Origin of the sequence: Levilinea saccharolytica (genome assembly GCF_001306035.1) — a bacterium.
Taxonomy (GTDB): Bacteria; Chloroflexota; Anaerolineae; order Anaerolineales; family Anaerolineaceae; genus Levilinea; species Levilinea saccharolytica.
The window spans coordinates 17,092-33,778 of record NZ_LGCM01000043.1 but is presented as its reverse complement, the minus strand read 5'-3'; the positions used below and the strand labels follow the sequence as shown (position 1 = coordinate 33,778).

The window sequence follows — 16,687 nt, the reverse complement described above, 5'->3', positions numbered from 1 at the left end:
ATATGAAGCGGGGGGCGGTTTTTTTCATGGTTCAGTTCAAACCGGCTCGCTGCGCGCCGCCAGGAAAATGCCCACCAGGATCAGCGCCCCGCCCACCAGCTCCACCGCCCCGGGAACCTCACCCAGCAGCAGCACCGCCAGCAGCGAAGCCCCAATCGGCTCGCCCAGCAGCGAGACGGACACCACCGTGGCAGACACATAGCGCAGCGCCCAGTTGTAGGTGGAATGGCCGATGAGCTGTGGAAATACGGCCAGCGCCAACATCCATGCGTAGGTGTTCAGCGGATAGCCCCCCGCCGGAAGCCCCGCAAACAGCACCGCCGCCCACAGGCACACCGCCGCCGATCCGTACACCACAAAAGTGTAGGCCGTCAGCGACAGGGAAGCCCGCATGCGTCGGCCGATCAACAGATACCCCGAGGCGAACACCGCCCCCAGCAGTGCCAAGAGGCTGCCCCACAAACCCTGCCCGCGCCAGCTCGCCTGCCAGTCGCAGGCCAGGCGCACACCGTCCCAGGCGCAGGTCTGGCTCAGCGCCACGATCACCCCGCCCGCCAGGGCCGCCCCCAACCCCAGCACCACCCCGCGCGGCAGGCGTTCACCCAGCGCCAGGGTGGAAAGCAGCGCCACCCATAAGGGTGTGGTCGTCACCAGCACCGAAGAAATCGCCACACTTGTATGCTCCAGCGAGGTGATCCAGGCAGCAAAATGCAGCGCCAAGAATGCTCCCGCCAACGCCAGCCCCCCCAGCGCTTTCCAACTCAAAGCGCGGATTTCCCCCCAACGGCGGCCCAACGCCGCCGGAGCCAGCAGCACTGTGGCAAACCCCAGCCGGTAGGCCGCGATCACCAGCGAAGGTGCCTCCTGCTGCGCCATGCGAATCAGGATGGACGCCGCCGAAACCGCCAGAATAGCCAATCCCAGACCCAGAATAGGGGAAATCACCGGTTTATCGCTTGTCATCACACCGCAGCCTTGAACTAGACTTTTCAGGTAGATAATGTATAGGCACTTGCAAATTACACCATTCAACGGTACACTAATACTAAGCGTTTGTGATTATAACAACAAATCCATCTCACCCATCTATCTGAATACCAGTCGGAGGAACCTATGACCCATGTAATCACCAGCCTGTGCCTGCGCGATGGCGGCTGCGCCACCGTGTGCCCAGTCGAGTGCATCGTCCCCGGGAAACCCGAAGACCAATGGCCGTGGTACTACATTGATCCGGACACCTGCATTGACTGCGGCGCCTGCGTGCCGGAGTGCCCCTTCGAAGCCATCTTCCCCGAAGACGAAGTCCCCGCGGCCTACACCGCCAAAGGCGGCGAGCGCCTGTCTCAGCCGGTGGGAACCGCTGGTTTCACCGCGGTTTATGACGGCACAAACCACGATGGTGACGCCGTGCATCTGGAAGGCACGCGCATCCTGGCTGCCGGTGAGGTGGTGGATCTCACCCCCGACATCCCTGTCAACGGCGCCTTCTTCAAAGAAGGCCCCGGCTACAGCGCCATGAACAGCTAACCCATTCTGTATGGATCATTTGAAAGAGGAAGTCCAACCCGGCCTTCCTCTTTTCATTCTCTTTCTACAGAAGCTCCCCTCTTTGCTAAACCCTTGGTGGAGGCAGCATGAGCCAGGAATATCGTTTGGAAAAAGACTCCCTCGGCACGCTGGAGGTTCCTTCCCAGGCCCTCTACGGCGTGCAGACCCAGCGCGCCGTGCTCAACTTCCCCATCTCCGGCCTGCGCCCCTGGCAGGCCTTCATCTGGTCTCTGGCCGCCGTCAAGCGCGCCGCCGCCGAGGTGAACGCTGAGTTGGGCCTGCTGGATGCCCCCCGCGCCCAGGCCATCGCTCAGGCTGCTGCGGAGATCATGCAGGGCCGCTGGGACGATCAATTTGTGGTGGATCCCTTCCAGGCCGGGGCCGGCACCAGCCACAACATGAACGCCAACGAGGTCATCGCCAACCGCGCCACCCAACTGCTGGGCGGAACCCTGGGCGAATATCGGGTGAATCCCAACGACCACGTCAACATGTCGCAGTCCACCAACGACACCATCCCCACCGCGCTGCGCCTGGGCTGCCTGTGGCGTTTAGATGAGCTTCTGGACAGCGTGGATCAACTGGCTGCTGCCTTGCGCGAAAAAGCCATCGTGTTTGACCCCATCGTCAAATCCGGCCGCACCCATTTGCAGGATGCCGTGCCCGTGCGCCTGGGACAGGAATTCGCCGCCTACGCCTGCGCCGTGGAACGCGACCGCCAGCGCATCCAGCGCGCCGCCCAGGGTCTGCGCCGTCTGGGCATCGGCGGCACGGCCACCGGCAGCGGCCTGAACGCCCACCCCGAGTATCACCAGCGTATGGTGCAGCGCCTCAGCCAGATCTGCGGGTTGGAGCTGGAACCGTCAGATAACCTGTTTGAATCCATGCAGTCTATGGCCGACGCCGCGGATTTTTCCGCCGCCCTGCGCACCCTGGCTGTCACCCTCACCCGCGTGGCCAACGACTTCCGCCTGCTCTCCTCCGGCCCGTCCACCGGCCTGGATGAAATCCGCCTGCCCCCCGTGCAGCCCGGCTCTTCCATCATGCCCGGCAAGGTCAACCCCGTTCTGGCTGAAATGCTCAATATGGCCATGTTCCACGTGCAGGGCTGCGACCTGACGGTCAGTCTGGCCGCCCAGGCCGGACAGTTGGAATTGAACGTGATGATGCCCATCATCGCCCACAACCTCTTCGAAGCCATGCAGGTGATGATCGGCGCGGTGCGTGCCTTCACGGATAAATGCGTCCGCGGTCTGCAAGCTAATCCTGACAAAGCTGCCCTGTGGTTGGAGCGTAACGCCATCCTGGTCACCGCCCTCAACCCCGTCATCGGCTACGCCGCCGGGGCCGCCCTGGTGAAGGAATCCCTTCAACGCGACCTCACCGTGCGTGAAGTCGCCGTAGAAAAAGCCCGCGCCGGGCAGCTGCTGCACCGCGACACGGGCCAACCTGTAACGGAAACGGAAATTGTGGCTGCGCTCTCCGACCTACGCGCCCTCACCGAGGGCGGTATCTTTGGCGGCGGAGGCGGCGGCTAAACTGCATTCATGCGCGTACATGGCCGCGCCCACAATGCCGGCCTGGTTCAGCAGCTGCGCCGGGACAACAGGCGCGCGCGTTTCCAACAACGGGAAGAACTTGTGCGCGTTCTTGCTGATCCCGCCGCCGATGATGAACAGATCCGGCCAGAACAGCTTTTCCATCTCACTCAAAAGCTCCTGCATCCGCCGGGCGTATTTTTCCCAGGACATATCTTTGCGTTGACGGGCAGCGTCAGACGCTCGCCATTCGGCGTCTTTGCCGCGGATGGTCATGTGGCCAAATTCCGTGTTGGGAACCAACTGGCCGTCCACAAAGATGGCCGAGCCGATCCCCGTGCCGATCGTCAGCAAAATCACCACCCCGCGCTGCTGGCGCCCCGCCCCAAAGCGCATTTCAGCCAGTCCGGCGGCGTCGGCGTCGTTGACCACATACACATCCCGTTCCACCGCCTGGCGCAGCAGCGCCTGGGCGTCCAGCCCAATCCATCCGCTGTCCACATTCGCCGCTGTACTGGTGATACCGTGCAGCACCACCGCAGGGAACCCCACCCCAATCGGTCCCTCGGAGGGAATGAGGTCCACCACCTGACGGGTGACCTCAGCCACATCTTTGGGCAGCGCCCCCTCCGGAGTCGGCAGCCGAAAACGCTCGGTCACCAGTTCGCCCGTGTCCGTATCCACCAACGCACCTTTGATCCCCGATCCGCCGATATCAATCCCAACGACCTGCATGGCTTCCTCCTGACCTAAAATTCTCAAAACCGCCGGTCATGGACAGGCGTTCTGCAAATGCTCATCAAAGGTCACCGCAAAGGCATGCCTCCCAGAGCCGTCGCAGCGCGCGCGGAAATAATAATAGGGTGACTCCGCCGGATACGCTGCCGCCTGCAGAGCAGCTTGGCCGGGGTTGCAGATTGGCCCGGGGGGCAAGCCGGTGTTCCTGTAGGTATTATACAAAGATTCTGCCCGCAAGTCATCCAACGTCAGCGGGTTTTTCCACCAGGTTCCGGCTGTCTCCTGCCATCCCAACGCGTATTGAACCGTGGGGTCGCTCTCCAAACGCATCCCGGCCTGCAGACGGTTATGAAATACTGAGGCGATCAAAGGCGCTTCTTCGTCCACCACAGCTTCACGCTCGATGATGGAAGCCAGAATCACGGCCTCCTCCAGCGTCAGCCCGTGCGCCTCCACCGCGGCTAGCCAATCCGCGTCCATCTGCGCAGCGAATTCCGCCGTCAGCAGGGCCAGCAAGCTGTTCACGTCCGTGTCCCGTTTTAGCTCATACGTGCCCGGGTATAAAAAGCCCTCCAGCCGCTTCACTCCGCGCAGTTCCTCCGGCAAGTCCACTTGTGCAGGCCGTTTCACCGCCCGCAAAAAGGCATCCGGCGCAATCGTCAATCCCGAGGTCGGCAGCGCCGCGGCAATCTCTTCAGCGCGCCAACCCGCCAACACTACAAACGGAATCTGCATCGGCGTGGCGTCCTGCAGCCGGTAGGCCAGCTCCACCGCCGACCAGGCCGGGCTGAGCTGATATTCCCCCGCCTGCAAGCCCGTGTCCAAACCCGCATAGATCAAAAAATTGCGAAAGGCCTCACTGCTGCGGATCAGGCCCTCATCTTCCATACGAAAAGCCACCGCATCCACCGCCTCGCCCAGCTCCACGGTAAATTTCCGTTCCACCCCGTCCGGGTCGGCGGGTCGGGTAAGTGCATCCTGCGCCAGCAGCAGCCGCAGGGACAAATTCCAGCGCTGCATCAGCCCCAGGTGGGGCGCTGGCGGGCCAAACACCTCTGCCGCCTGGCTGGGCACGCTTTCCACCAGCCAGATGCCCAAAAGCAGCGCCGCACAGCTCAAGATCAACAGGAACACCATCAAAAGGCGGGTCGTGCCGCCCGCGCTACGCGCCATTCGCCTGCTCCTCACCCCCCATCCAATGCGCATCCAGATAGGACTGCAGCACAATCACCGCCGCTAGATCATCCAGATGCCCGCTGCGCTGGCTGCGCCGCACGCCCATCGCCACGCGCGTCTCGCGCGCCGTCTGCGTGGAAAAGCTTTCGTCCCACAGCTCCACCGGCAAATCGGTCTGCCCGCGAATTTCTTCGGCTACACGCAAAGCATGCCGCGCCGCCGGGCCAATTTCACCTTCCGAATCCAGCGCCTGCCCCACCACAATCCGCACCGCCCCCTGTTCTTGTGCCAACTGCGCCACCGCCGCCGCATCCACCCGCCGCGAGACGTGCTTCAGCACCGTCAATGGGTTGGCAATTGTCCCGGTCGGATCGCTGATCGCGATCCCCAGGCGTTTTTCCCCGGGATCCACCGCCAAAACTCGCCCTTTCACGGCGACACCACCTCAATGCGCCCGGCCAGGAAGGGCATCCACGGCCACCAGGCGGGCCGCAGGGTTATTTCTGGTGCACCTGCCAAATCTAAATGCGCACTCAGCTCGTCCGCTGCCTGCTCCGGCCGCAGCCCCACCAGCCGCCGGGATACATCCAGCGAGCGCAAATCCTGGCGCTCATTGCGTACCGCCGCCGCCTGCCAGCGCGCACCCGTCTCGTCCCATTTCACCGCCCCCACCGGGCTGATGCCCAGTGGGCCGTCCGCTGCCGTCCGCCCTGGCGGCAAATTAGCGTCCAGCGCCGTGCGTGCCACCTGCTCCACATCCGCCGCCCGCACCACCCAGGCCCCAAACTCCACTTGCAGGGTCAGCCGCAGCTGATCGCCCGGGCTGCCGGTCTCCGGTTCACGTTTTTCAACCAAAGTTTGTTCCACCGCCAGCGATTCTTCAATCCAAAACCCGTCCGGCTGCTGCATTTTCAGCTCGTTCAAAGCCGTCTGCCGCAGATTGGCCAGCAGCTCTGTACGCAAAGCCGCGTAGTCCTCTTCGGAAGGGCTGGGCACACGCCGATCCCGTCCGCCGCTGGTGGGCTGGACCTGGGTCACGCTCAGATGTGCCCCCACGGCCCCCTCGATGGCGGTGATCTGCCCCGCCTCCAGGTTTCCCACCGCTCCTGGCTGCACCGCCGCCACAGGAACCGCCGCGCTCTTTTCGCCAGTCCCTGGCAGGCTGCGTTCCTCCAGCGTGCGGAAGCGCACCACCGGCTCGCCCAAATTGCGCACCACCGTCCCCTCCGGCACGATCACCGTTTGGTCGGTCAAATTGGTAAACAGCACCTCGCCGCGCGCCGCGCTGTCGCCCACCCAAATTTCGCCGCTGCTCAGGGCGTCGCGCTGTCCTTCCACCGTCACGGTCAGCACCTGGGCTGGCACGCCGCCGGACAAATTGGGAGCTTGAATATCGGGGTGTGCCAATAAATCCAGGGTCAGCTGCTGAGGGCGCTCGGCCAGCGGCAGCCGCACCTCTGCCCCCGGCAAAAACAGGATCAGCAAGGCCGCCACCGCCAAAACACCCACGGAGAAAGCCGCCAGCCGTCCCCAGGACGGCAATTCGTTCACATGGCGGCGCTGCGGGCGAGTTTCGCTCAGCTTTTCCCGCCGGGCCAGGCTGTCTGCTCCCGCGGGCGGGCTGATCTTTCGCCGCCCCTTGCGCCGCCAGGGCCGGCGCTGGGCTTCGCGCGCCGAATCAAACACCGGAATCCCTGCCTGAGCGGCATGTTGGCGCGTATGGTAATCCCCCGTCACCAACCCCACCTGCACCCCCAGCTGCTGGGCATAGCGAGCCAGAATGATCAAGTCAATCGGGCGCCGTAGCGGGCTGCCCTTAGGCGGCCATACCAACACCACGCGCGGGGTTTTCGCCCAGGCCATCTTATCCTGGGTGGAGATGATATCGTCATGCCGTTCAAGCTGGATCACGCAAGTTTTCATGGGTGCGAGAGAATTATACAATCAAATCAGAAAAACCTTACCGCCACCGCCAAACGGTTCATCTGCCCCGGCGCAGCGCCGAGACTTCCTCCGGCCGCAGTTCACGCCACATCCCCGGCTGCAAACCCTCCAGGGTCACCGGCCCAATCGCCACCCGAACCAGCCGCAGGGTCGGCAGCCCCACCGCCGCCGTCATGTGGCGGATCTGACGCTTCTTGCCCTCATGGATCACCAGCCGCAGCCAGGCTGTTGGGCCGTGGGGCGTCACCGGCTTACTGCGAGGCGGCAAGTCAGGCGCCGGCATCTCCATCACCTGACAGCGCCGCGTGCGGTAATCACCCAGCTGCACCCCGCTGGCCAGTTGCCCCAAGGCCGCGGGCGTGGGCACACCCTCGACCAGCACCCAATACGTCTTGGGCAGGTGGTGGCGCGGGTCGGTCAGATGGTGGATCAAAGCCCCATCCCCGCTCAGAATCAGCAGCCCTTCGCTGTCGCGGTCCAGTCTTCCGGCGGCGTACACCCCCGGCAGGTCAATGTAATCCTTCAGCGTCGCCCGTCCTTCGGGATCCGTGAACGAGGATAGAACGTCATAAGGCTTATAAAACGCCAGGGTGGGTGTTTTGGCTGTCATCGTATGTGATTGTAGCCAAAGCCATGCGGTTTGGCAATGCTCCCTTCCTGGGCTATAATAACCCCACAACCAGGTGAACGCACCCCGCGCGATTCGGGATTGTTAGGAGGTAAGAGATGACAAAAACACATTGGAAACTGACCTTGGGCGCCGCGGTTCTGGCTCTGGCCGCCGCGGCTTGCAACTTGCCCGGCCAAACCGCCGCCCCAGCCCCCACCGAAAACGCCCCCGTGGCCACAGCCGTCGCTGAAACTCTCGCTGCCCAGCCCTCCGCGGCCGTCATCCTGCCCACCCTGGCCCTCACGGCCACCCCGGTGGAGATGCTGCCCAGCGCCACGCCGGAACCCACCCAGACCCCCATCCCCACCCTCACCCCGCCCCCCACACCCACCCCGCAGGATTGGAAAGCGGCCCTGGGCGCACCCACTGGCAAAGACACCCTCGACGGCGGCGGCGGTTTCGGCCTCAAATCGCCCTACGAGGATGACTACTCAAGCTTCCGCGTCAGCGGCGGCTTCCTCACCGCAGCCAGCAAAATGACCAACGGCTGGCGTTCCTGGCGGCTGCGTCCTCCGGCTATCAAGAATTTCTACCTCGAAGGCAGTTTCAACGCCAACACCTGCGGGGTCAGCGACGGTTACGGCCTGGTCTTCCGCGCTCCCAATTACGACTCCGGCCACGGCTTCTACTTCGGCATCACCTGCGGCGGCGGATACAGCCTGTCGCGCTGGGATTCCACCGGCACCACCTCCCTGGCTTCCTCCAGCGGCGACCCGGCCGTTCTGGGCGGCACCGGTCAAACCAACCGCCTGGGGGTCAAGGTGGAAAACGACCGCATCACCCTCTACATTAACGACAAACTCATCACCGAGGTCAACGGCGCGGGTTTGAGCGACGCCGGTTATTACGGCCTGTACGTGGCGGGCAGCTCCGGCAGCCTCAGCGTCAATCTGGATGAGATCGCCTACTGGAATTTACCCTGAGTCCGCACAAAGGCCTGCCATGCCCGCACCCATTTTAAACCCCAGCCTGCAAGCCGTTCAAATTGCCCAGAAAGTGCTGCAAGCCAAGCCCGTCTATCTGGACACCGAAACCACCGGCCTGGACAGCAAGGCCGAAATTGTGGAGATTTCTATCGTGGATCACGACGACACCTTGCTTTTTGAAAGCTTGGTGCGCCCCACCCGCCCCATCCCGCCGGATTCATCCCGCGTGCACCACATCACCGACGAAATGGTGAAGTCCGCCCCCACCTGGGCGGAGGTGTGGCCCAGCGTGCGCGCGCACCTCGATCGGCGCGTGATTGCCATTTACAACGAAGAATACGATCTGCGCCTCATGCAGCAGTCCCATCAGGTACACCGTATGCCCTGGCAAGAGCGCTTCAAGAGCATCTGCGTCATGAAGCTCTACGCCCAATTCCGCGGCATCTTTGACCCGCGCCGGCGCACCTACCGTTTTTTCTCGTTGGAAGAAGCCGGCCGTTCTGCGGGCATCTCCATCCCCAATTCGCACCGCGCCCAGGATGACACCCGTCTGACCCGCGCTCTGCTGCAGTATATCGCCGCCCAAGAAGCCAATGTGTAACCGCACCCAAAGGTGACCGCGCATGTTCAACCTTAGCCCCGCCCAGCAGGCCCTGGTAGATCAGCCGTTTTCACAGCGAATCTGGCTGGAAGGCCCGCCGGGAACGGGCAAAACCACCGCCGCCGTGGCTCGTCTGCGCGCCGCCCTGGAAAACGGCATCCCCGGCGATTCCATCCTGGTGCTGGCCCCCCTGCGCACTCTGGCCCAGCCCTACACCACCGCCGTCCGCGACCCAGCCTTGCCCTCCGGCAGCCCCGTCACCATCGTCACCCTGGGCGGTCTCGCCCAGCGGAATATCGACCTGTTCTGGCCCTATGTGGCCGAATCCGCCGGCTTTTCCCACCCCGAGCTGCCGCCGACCTTTCTCACCCTGGAAACCGCCCAATATTACCTGGCGCATGTCATTCAACCGCTCCTGGAAGAGAATTTCTTCGATTCCATCCGTCTGGATACCAACCGCCTGTACAGTCAGGTGCTGGATAATCTCAACAAGGCTGCCCTGGTCGGCTTTGAGGTGAACACCATCGCCGAGCGACTGAAAAGCGCCTCGCTGGGCAAACCCGCCGAGCTGCACCTCTACGAACAGGCCCAGGAATGTGCCCTGCGTTTTCGCCAATACTGCCTGGAAAACAATCTATTGGACTTCTCCCTCCAGATGGAGATCTTCCAAAAACTGCTCTGGCCCCATCCCGCCGTGCGCGCCCACCTCAGCGCCCAATACCGCCACCTCTTCTATGAAAATGTGGAAGAGGATGCCCCCGTGGTGCACGACATCGTCAGCAGTTGGCTGGGTGAATTTGAGTCCGCCCTCCTGGTCTATGACCGCGGCGGCGGATACCGCGCCTTTCTGGGGGCCGATCCCCTCAGCGCCGAGCAGTTGAACCCCGCCTGCGATCAGGAAATCTTCTTCAACGACTCCTGGGTGGTTTCCCCTGCCGTCGAGGCCCTGCGCGCCACCCTGGAAGCCTCGGTGCGCCAGCAGGATTTCAGCGCCTCACCTCTCATCCCTGAAGCCCTGGAGTTCAATTTCAGCCGCTTCATGCCTCAATCCGCTGATTGGATCGCCGAGCAGATTCGCGCGCTGGTGCAGGAACAGGATGTGCCCCCGGAGGAAATCGTCGTCCTGGCTCCCTTCCTGTCCGATGGGCTGCGCTTTGCCCTCTCCCAAAGGCTGCAAGCCGCCGGCATCCCCGTGCGCTCTCACCGCCCTTCGCGCTCCCTGCGCGCCGAAAACGCCACCCAATGTCTGCTCACCCTGGCTGTGTTGGCCCACCCCGCCTGGGGCCTGACCCCGCGCGAACTGGAAGTGCGCAGCGCCCTGCAGCAGGCCGTCGAAGGCCTGGATCTGCCCCGCGCCCACCTGCTCTATTCCATCACCTTTCGAAAAAACGCCTGGAACGGCCCGGGCTTTACCTCCTTTGAAAAAATTCAGCCCGAAATGCAGGAGCGCATCACCTTTGAGGTCGGCCGCCGATTTGAGCATCTGCGCGGCTGGCTGATGAATTACCTGGGCGGCCCGCCCGTGGAACTGGATGTGTTCATCAGCCGCCTGTTTGGCGAAGTGCTCTCTCAGCCCGGCTTTGGCTTTCACAACAGCTTCGACAACGCCGCCGTCACCGCCCGCCTGATCGAATCCATCCGCAAATTCCGCCTGGCCGCCGGGGCCGCCTTGCAGGACAGCGGCCGCAGCGTTGGTCAGGAGTATGTGGAAATGGTCGCCCAGGGGCTCATCGCCGCTCAGTACACCCAGGAATGGCAGGATGACTCGGCCGGCGCGGTCTTGCTGGCCCCCGCCTTCACCTTCCTGATGATGAACCGCCCCGTGCGCTTTCAGTTCTGGGTGGATGTGGGCAGCCGCGGCTGGTTTGAACGCCTCTACCAACCCCTCACCCACCCCCTGGTGCTCAGCCGCCGCTGGACCCCCGGCAAGGTATGGACGGACGCCGACGAAGAGATCAACAACCGCCAAACCCTCGCCCGCCTGACCAACGGCCTGCTTCTGCGCTGCCGTGAACGCATCGCCCTATCGGTCAACGCCATCAACGAACAGGGCAGCGAGCAGCGCGGGCCGCTGCTGTTTGCCTTCCAGCGGATCTTCCGCCGTCAGGCAGAAGCAGAAGGGGGCGGCCGTGTTTAACCCCCGTCCCTCCCAAGTCGAAGTCCTCAACTACGAATCCGGCTGGATGGGCGTTTCCGCCGTCCCCGGCAGCGGCAAAACCCACACCCTCAGCTCCCTGGCCGCCCGCCTCATCGCCGAAGACCGCCTGGCCGAGGAGCAAGAGATTCTCATCGTCACCCTGGTCAATTCCGCGGTGGATAACTTTTCCAGCCGCATCGCCAGCTTCCTGCGCGGCGTCAACCTTATCCCCGGCATGGGCTACCGCGTGCGCACCCTGCACGGCCTGGCCTACGATATCATCCGCGAACGTCCCGACCTGGTGGGGTTGGGCACGCAGTTCGGGGTCATTGAAGAACGCGAGCGCAGCCGCCTGCTGATGAGCTCCGCCAATGCCTGGATCCGCGCCAACATTGAACTCATTCAGAGCCTGACCCGCGCAGAGACCGACGCCTCTACCCCGCGCTTTAAACAGGAAGAGCGCTGGAATAAACTGGTCGTGGAGGTCGGCAGCGCCTGGATCCGCAAAGCCAAAGACCTCCAACTCAGCCCCGCCCAAATTGAAGAGGCTCTCAGCGCCCTCCCCGAACGCCCCTGGGTGGTGGACCTGGGCTGCAAAATGTACGCCGATTTCGAGCGCGCCTTGCGCATGCGCGGCGAGCTGGATTTTGACGACCTCATCCAGCTGGCGCTGGAGGCCATTCAGCGCGACCCCGAATTCCTCGCCCGCCTGCGTCACCGCTGGCCCTATATTCTGGAAGATGAAGCCCAGGATTCCAGCCGCTTGCAGGAAGAGATCCTGCGCCTGCTCTCCGGCCCGAACGGCAACTGGGTGCGCGTGGGCGACCCCAACCAGGCCATCTACGAGACTTTCACCACCGCCAACCCCCAGTATCTGCGCAATTTCCTGCGTGACCCCCATGTGCGCGCCCTCACCCTGCCCAATTCAGGGCGCTCCGCTCGCCGCATCCTCGATCTGGCCAACCACCTCATCGAATGGACACTGGAGGAGCACCCGGTGCCTGAACTGCGCGAGGCACTCGCCCCTCCTTACATCTTCCCCACCCCTCCCGGCGATCCCCAGCCAAACCCGCCGGACACGCCCAACAATATTTACATCTCAAGAAAGCGCACCTCAGACGAAGAACTGACCGGCATTCAAAACAACGTGCAGAAATGGCTGGCGGATCACCCCCATCAGACCGTGGCGGTGCTGTTCACCTCCAACAGCCGCGCCTTCGAATTCTTCCAAAATCTGGTTCAGGCCGATATCCCCTGCGTCGAACTGCTGCAATCTTCCGCTGCTACGCGCGACACCGCCGTGCTGCTCCACCACATCCTCACCTTTTTGGTGGAGCCAACCAACATCAAAAAGCTGGTCAGCCTGTACACCGCCTGGGGAAAATTTCTCGACCAGCAAGCTGAACTCAACCAAAACCTGCCCGTCCCGCCCGAAATTCGTCAGGCGGCCGCCAAAGCTCTTGCCGCCTGTAACCGTCCAGAACGGTACATTCAGCCCGCGGCCTTTGACGATTGGCTCCATGACCAGGAGCCTCACCTCCCGCCTCCCGTCCTCACCGACCTGGCCCTCTTCCGCGAGCGGCTGGCCCATTGGGCCCAGGCCGTTTCCCTGCCGGTGGATCAATTGGTGCTCACCCTGGCGCAGGACCTGTTCAGCGACCCCGCAGAGCTGGCCCTCACCCATAAAATTGCCCAGGCCCTGCAAGCCCAGGGGCGCTTTAACCCCGAATGGGATTTGCGCGACTACGCCGCCTTCCTGCAAAATATCGCCATGCAGCGCCAGAAGTTCCTGGGCCTGAGCGAGCAGGATACCGGCTTTGACCCCGACCAGTACCCCGGCAAAGTACTCGTCACCACCTACCACAAGGCCAAGGGCCTGGAATGGGACCGTGTGTACCTGACCGGCGTGAACAATTACGACTTCCCCTCGGCGCAGTCCTTTGACGAATACCAGTCCGAGTCCTATTTCACCGAGCCGCGGCTGAATTGGGTAGCCGAAGCCCTACAGCGTCTGGATGCCGTCGCTCAAAACGACCTGGCCGCCTTGTTCATGGAAGAAGGCCCCGCCACTCAGGAAGCCCGCTACAGCATCAGCGGGGAACGCCTGCGCCTGCTTTACGTGGGCATCACCCGCGCTCGCCGCGAGCTGCTCATCTTTTGGAACACGGGCCGCCGCAAGAACTGCCTGCAGGCCTTGCCCCTGGCCGCCCTGGAGTCCTATTGGAGAAGCCAAATGGAGGAGGACCCCCATGCCCCTTCCGCGTGAATTTGCCCTGTCGCAAAGCAGCCTGCAGGATTACGAAGACTGCCCGCGCCGTTTTGAGCTGCGCTACCTCCTGAAAGTTCAATGGCCCGCTCTGGAAAGCGAACCCGTCCTGGAACAGGAAGCCCACCGGCTGCAAGGTGAGCGCTTTCACCACCGCATTCACCAATGGATCGCCGGACTGCCCGTCCATCAGCAGCCCGTGCCCGCCGCAGACGCGGCCCTGGCCCGCTGGTGGCAGAATTTCTTGCAGGCCGACCCTCTGTCTGCCCTGCCCGCCCGCCGCTGGCCGGAATATACCCTCAACGCGCCCTTCGCTGGGATTCGACTGACCGCCAAGTACGACATCCTGGCTGTAGAGCCGGGTCAGCGCGCTGTGATCGTGGATTGGAAGACCTCCCGCCGCCGCACCCCCGGCAAGCTGCTGCGCCGCCGCTGGCAAAGCCGGCTGTATCCGCTGCTGCTGGTGTTGGCCGGGGCTCATCTCAACGGCGGGCAGCCTCTTCAGCCCGATCAGGTGGAAATGATCTACTGGTTCGCCGATTTTCCCAACGAGCCGGAGCGTTGGCGCTACTCCGCCGAGGATTTTGAACGCGACCAGGCCGCCCTGCGTGTCCACATCGCCGACTTGCAAACCCGCCCCCCCGGCCAGTTCCCCATGACGGTGGATACCCGCGCCTGCCAGTTCTGCGTGTACCGCTCCCTGTGCGACCGCGGGGTCAGCGCCGGCCCCTGGGAAGAGGAGCTGGACGCCGAAGAACCGCAGCCCAGCGCCGCGCCGCTCTCGGTGGATTTTGACCAGATTGGGGAGATCGAATTTTGAGCCTGCCCGCCCTGGAATGGATCGAACCCGCCGCGGTAGAGCCTTCTCCGCAGGCCCGCGAGGCCGCCGGCAGCGATCTGCTGGCCTGTGTGCTCGCCCGCCGCGGGGTGACTGCTCCCGCTGACATTCTGGCCCTGCTCAACCCCGCCGGTCAGCCTGCCCATTCCCCTTCTGATCTGCCCGATCTCGACCTGGGTGTAGAGCGCACCGCCCGCGCCTTGAAACTCGGCCAACGCATCGGCGTGTGGGGGGATTTTGACGTGGACGGCCAGACCTCCACCGCCCTGCTGGTGGGCGCACTGCGCAGCCTGGGCAGCGACGTCTGTTATTACATCCCCATCCGCGAGAAGGAATCCCACGGCGTGCATGTCGCCTCGCTCAGCGCCTTCTTGCAGCAGGGCGTACAGCTCCTGCTCACCTGCGACACGGGCGTTACCGCCCACGCCGCGGTGGAGTTCGCCGCCCAGCAAGGCGTGGACACCATCATCACCGATCATCACGGCCTGCCCCCCACCCTGCCCCCCGCCGCCGCGGTCATCAACCCCCAGCGCCTTCCCGAAGCCCACCCCCTGCGTCCGCTGTGCGGTGCCGGCACCGCCTATAAATTCATCGAGGCCCTCTACGCGCACCTCGGCCGCCCCGGCGAAGAAGCCCAATGGCAGGATTTGGCCGCCTTGGGAACCGTGGCGGATTTGGCCCTGCTGACCGGCGAAAACCGTCCCCTGGTGTGGCGCGGCCTGGAACAACTGCGCCAAAATCCTCGCCTGGCCGTACAGGCCATGCTGGAAAACGCCAACATCAAAGAAACCTGGCTGACGGAAGAACACATCAGCTTCACCCTCGCTCCGCGCCTCAACGCCCTGGGGCGTCTCTCTGACGCTAACCCCGCCGTCGAGTTCCTGCTCAGCACCAGCCCCAGCCAGACCGCGGTCTTTGCCGCCCAGTTGGAAGGGTATAACCTGGAACGCCGCCAGCTGTGTGATCAAGTCTTCGCCGCCGCCCAAAACCAGATCCGCCAGGATCCTGGCCTGCTGCGCAGCCCGGTGCTCATCCTCCACCACCCCCTCTGGCCCGGCGGCGTCATCGGCATCGTCGCCAGCCGCCTGGTGGAGCTGTACCAGCGCCCTGTGCTGATGCTCACCGGTCATCCTGACGGCCCGCTGCGCGGCTCGGCCCGCTCGGTGGAGGGCGTGCACATCACCCAGGCCATCGCCGAAACCGAATCCCTGCTCCTCGGCTACGGCGGCCACCCCATGGCTGCGGGGCTGGCCCTGCCTGCCGAGAAATTGGGCGCCTTTCGCCGCGAGCTGGCCCGCGCCGTCCGCCGCCAAACCGCCCAGCAAGCCCCCGTCGGCCAATTACTCATTGACGCTGAGCTGCCCCTCGGCCGCATTGACTTAGATCTGGTCGACGGCCTGGAGCGCCTGGCCCCCTTCGGCCCCGGCAATCCCCCCCTCACCTTCGTGGCCCGCGGGGTCAAACTGCGCGGCGAACCGGTGGGAATTGGCCGCGGTCAGGAACACCGCCGTATGCAGGTGCTCGACCCCCAAAGCGAAACGCTGCTGGAAATGCTCTGGTGGCAGTCCGCCGATCTGCCCTACCCCCAGGGCGAATTTGACCTGGCCTACCGCCTGCGCGCCAGCACCTTCCAGGGTCAGCGCCGCGTTCAAGGCGAATGGGTAGCCTACCGCGACCGCGAGGGTGCGCCCATTCCGGTGGCCCAGGCCGCCGTCACCCTCACCGATTGGCGCGCTGTGCGCGCCTGGGAAGACCTGCCTGCCCCCCTGCCCCCCGATGCGCTCATTTGGGCTGAGGGTCTCACCCCGCGCCTGCCTGGCTCAGTAGACCGGTTGGGCTGGCGTCCCGCCCCTGTGCTGACCGTCGCCACCCTGCCGCCCAGCCGCGGCGACCTCAACGCCGCCCTGCAGGCCGTTCAGCCCCAAACCGTGATCCTCCTCGGCATTGACCCCGGCCTCGACGAGCCTCAGGCCTTCCTGACCCGCCTCAGCGGACTGGTGCGTGCCGTGCTCAAGCGCCCCGAGCCCACCGAATCTCTGACCCGCCTGGCCGCTGCCATGGCCCACCCAGCGCACAACGTGCGCCTGGGGCTGGAATGGCTGGCTGCTGCCGGGCATATCCACATGCACATTTCGCCTGAAAATCAAGTTGTTTTTTCCTCGGGCGGCGATCCTGACCCGGCCCTCGCCCAACGCCTGGAAGCAGCCCTGCGCGCCGCTTTGCAGGAGACGGCCGCCTTTCACGCCTATTATCTGCAAGCGGCCCCTGCCGCTTTGACCGCTCATTCACCCGCCCGTACGTAGGA

Annotated in this window: 14 protein-coding genes; 8 read left to right on the top strand and 6 right to left on the bottom strand. The window is 64.0% G+C overall.

Translation table 11 applies throughout. The features are described 5' to 3' along the window. Positions 1 to 36: 36 nt before the first annotated feature. The gene (locus ADN01_RS12770) at positions 37 to 963 is read right to left on the bottom strand and encodes a DMT family transporter (protein ID WP_062418137.1); all 927 of its coding nucleotides are present in this window, start codon (positions 961 to 963) and stop codon (positions 37 to 39) included. A 150-nt stretch (positions 964 to 1,113) separates the two neighbouring features. Here ADN01_RS12770 and ADN01_RS19915 point away from each other — a divergent pair, with 150 nt between their 5' ends. After that, positions 1,114 to 1,527: a 4Fe-4S dicluster domain-containing protein gene (locus ADN01_RS19915; RefSeq protein WP_201778681.1), complete on the top strand. Its 414-nt coding sequence runs from the start codon at positions 1,114 to 1,116 to the stop codon at positions 1,525 to 1,527. Positions 1,528 to 1,634: 107 nt separating this feature from the next. Beyond that, positions 1,635 to 3,086: an aspartate ammonia-lyase gene (locus ADN01_RS12760; protein WP_062418136.1), complete on the top strand. Its 1,452-nt coding sequence runs from the start codon at positions 1,635 to 1,637 to the stop codon at positions 3,084 to 3,086. Here ADN01_RS12760 and ppgK read toward each other — a convergent pair. From ppgK to ADN01_RS12735, 5 genes are read right to left on the bottom strand one after another with little or no spacing between them, the layout of a single operon-like run. Then, on the bottom strand, positions 3,036 to 3,821 hold the full coding sequence (gene ppgK, locus ADN01_RS12755; protein WP_062418135.1) for a polyphosphate--glucose phosphotransferase: 786 nt from the start codon (positions 3,819 to 3,821) through the stop codon (positions 3,036 to 3,038). The two genes, ADN01_RS12760 and ppgK, sit on opposite strands and share 51 nt — an antisense overlap. Positions 3,822 to 3,857: 36 nt before the next feature. Continuing rightward, the gene (mltG, locus tag ADN01_RS12750) at positions 3,858 to 4,997 is read right to left on the bottom strand and encodes an endolytic transglycosylase MltG (protein WP_062418134.1); all 1,140 of its coding nucleotides are present in this window, start codon (positions 4,995 to 4,997) and stop codon (positions 3,858 to 3,860) included. Then, the gene (gene ruvX, locus ADN01_RS12745) at positions 4,987 to 5,433 is read right to left on the bottom strand and encodes a Holliday junction resolvase RuvX (RefSeq protein ID WP_062418133.1); all 447 of its coding nucleotides are present in this window, start codon (positions 5,431 to 5,433) and stop codon (positions 4,987 to 4,989) included. Before ruvX ends, mltG begins: the two co-directional genes overlap by 11 nt. Continuing rightward, the gene (locus ADN01_RS12740; RefSeq protein WP_082142756.1) at positions 5,430 to 6,923 is read right to left on the bottom strand and encodes a baseplate J/gp47 family protein; all 1,494 of its coding nucleotides are present in this window, start codon (positions 6,921 to 6,923) and stop codon (positions 5,430 to 5,432) included. Before ADN01_RS12740 ends, ruvX begins: the two co-directional genes overlap by 4 nt. A 58-nt stretch (positions 6,924 to 6,981) precedes the next feature. Continuing rightward, complete coding sequence (locus ADN01_RS12735) at positions 6,982 to 7,554, bottom strand: pseudouridine synthase (protein ID WP_062418131.1); 573 nt, start codon at positions 7,552 to 7,554, stop codon at positions 6,982 to 6,984. Positions 7,555 to 7,670: 116 nt separating this feature from the next. Between ADN01_RS12735 and ADN01_RS20230 the strand changes: the two genes are divergently transcribed. From ADN01_RS20230 to recJ, 6 genes are read left to right on the top strand one after another with little or no spacing between them, the layout of a single operon-like run. After that, positions 7,671 to 8,537: a hypothetical protein gene (locus ADN01_RS20230; protein ID WP_075071182.1), complete on the top strand. Its 867-nt coding sequence runs from the start codon at positions 7,671 to 7,673 to the stop codon at positions 8,535 to 8,537. A gap of 19 nt (positions 8,538 to 8,556) precedes the next feature. Further along, a complete protein-coding gene (locus tag ADN01_RS12725; protein ID WP_062418130.1) occupies positions 8,557 to 9,141 on the top strand; it encodes a 3'-5' exonuclease in 585 nt (194 codons plus the stop codon). Between the two features lie 22 nt (positions 9,142 to 9,163). Beyond that, complete coding sequence (locus ADN01_RS12720) at positions 9,164 to 11,278, top strand: UvrD-helicase domain-containing protein (protein ID WP_062418129.1); 2,115 nt, start codon at positions 9,164 to 9,166, stop codon at positions 11,276 to 11,278. Continuing rightward, positions 11,271 to 13,544, top strand: coding sequence for an ATP-dependent helicase (locus ADN01_RS12715; RefSeq protein WP_062418128.1), 2,274 nt, complete (start codon positions 11,271 to 11,273; stop codon positions 13,542 to 13,544). The genes ADN01_RS12720 and ADN01_RS12715 overlap by 8 nt, the downstream gene beginning before the upstream one ends. Next, positions 13,528 to 14,364: a PD-(D/E)XK nuclease family protein gene (locus tag ADN01_RS12710; protein ID WP_062418127.1), complete on the top strand. Its 837-nt coding sequence runs from the start codon at positions 13,528 to 13,530 to the stop codon at positions 14,362 to 14,364. The genes ADN01_RS12715 and ADN01_RS12710 overlap by 17 nt, the downstream gene beginning before the upstream one ends. Next, positions 14,361 to 16,685 (top strand): single-stranded-DNA-specific exonuclease RecJ, encoded by a 2,325-nt coding sequence (recJ, locus tag ADN01_RS12705; protein WP_160318425.1) that lies wholly within the window; start codon positions 14,361 to 14,363, stop codon positions 16,683 to 16,685. The genes ADN01_RS12710 and recJ overlap by 4 nt, the downstream gene beginning before the upstream one ends. Positions 16,686 to 16,687 lie beyond the last annotated feature (2 nt).